Here is a 1,315-nt window from a genome sequence, read left to right as displayed (position 1 = left end):
CCAAAACAGGCAGAACGTGCACTACCTGCAAACCTATCACGTGAGTCGTTATCTCATCTGCAAAAAAACAAAACTCGCAGCTATACCATCATCATCGTTGCGCTGTTTATTCTCACCCTTATTCTTATTCTTGTTGAAATTTCATGCGGCGTAAGCGGCTTTAAGCCTCTCGAAAAAATTCAAGCCTTATTCGGCATTGGCACAGCTCAAAGTATAAACTCAGTGCAAGCTATCCGCATGCCGCGCGCCATGTGCGCGGTGGTTTCAGGAGCAGGACTTGCCATTGCAGGCGCAGCGCTTCAAAGTGTACTGGAAAACCCTTTGGCATCGTCATCAACTATCGGTATTTCACAAGGTGCAGCGTTTGGCGCAACAGCGGGCATTTTAGCAATCGCGCCATGGCTTATGCCCTTTGCGCCTGAAGTAAGTCTTAGTCTTATTGCGCTGTGCGCGTTCATTGGCGCAATGTCGTCAAGCGTTGTGGTGCTGCTGTTTTCAAAACTGGGCATCGACCGCCCCGAAAGCATCATTTTAGTGGGCGTTGCACTTTCGGCACTGTGGGCAGGCGCTTCAACGCTCTTTCAGTACTTTGCAAACGACATCGACCTTGCGAAAGTAATTTTTTGGCACTTTGGCGATTTAGGACGCGCTACCTGGCTTCACATTAAAATAATGGCACTGGTTGCCATCGTTTCTATCATCTACTTTCTTAAAAATCGCTGGAACTATAACGCGCTGCAAAATGGCGCACTTACGGCAAAAAGCCTGGGCGTATCCGTCAAAAAGCTACGTTTGACCACGGTTTTTATAGCGTCGCTGTGCGCGGCGTGCATTGTGGCATTTGTAGGGCTTATTAACTTCATCGGCCTTATTGCACCTCACATTGCGCGCAAACTTGTAGGCTGCAACTACTGCTTTTTGCTTCCTGCATCAGCCATTCTTGGAAGTGCGCTTATGCTTGCAAGCGACATCGCAGCACGCATGATTATCTCCCCCATCATTTTACCCATTGGCGCCATTACCTCGTTTTTAGGTGCACCGCTGTTTTTGTACCTTCTGTATAAGGGAGTAAAAGAATGAACGATGCAACGCTTTCATGCTCGAATATTTCCTTTGCATACGGCAAACACGAAAAAACGGTGCTGGATGGTATATCGCTTGCCTTTAAGAAAGGCTGCGTAACAGCCATTTTAGGGAACAACGGAGCAGGCAAATCGACGCTGCTGAGCATTCTAGGCGCCTACCGTCAGCCCACATCGGGTGACGTATTGCTCAATGATATGCACATCAGCACTTTAAGCACCCTTGAGCGCGC

The 1,315-nt window shown here is 48.4% G+C and carries 2 protein-coding genes; both read left to right on the top strand.

Annotated elements, in window-relative coordinates:
- On the top strand, positions 1-1,080 hold a 1,080-nt coding region (locus HMPREF3190_RS05940; RefSeq protein ID WP_449676315.1), incomplete at its 5' end, for a FecCD family ABC transporter permease.
- The coding region (locus HMPREF3190_RS05935) for an ATP-binding cassette domain-containing protein (protein ID WP_156425744.1) at positions 1,077-1,315 on the top strand (239 nt) is incomplete at its 3' end. The genes HMPREF3190_RS05940 and HMPREF3190_RS05935, both read left to right, overlap by 4 nt.

The organism is Umbribacter vaginalis (assembly GCA_001552935.1).
GTDB lineage: Bacteria > Actinomycetota > Coriobacteriia > Coriobacteriales > Eggerthellaceae > Berryella > Berryella vaginalis.
Note: the sequence above shows the minus strand (reverse complement) of the source record. Positions and strands in the feature narration are given on the sequence as shown.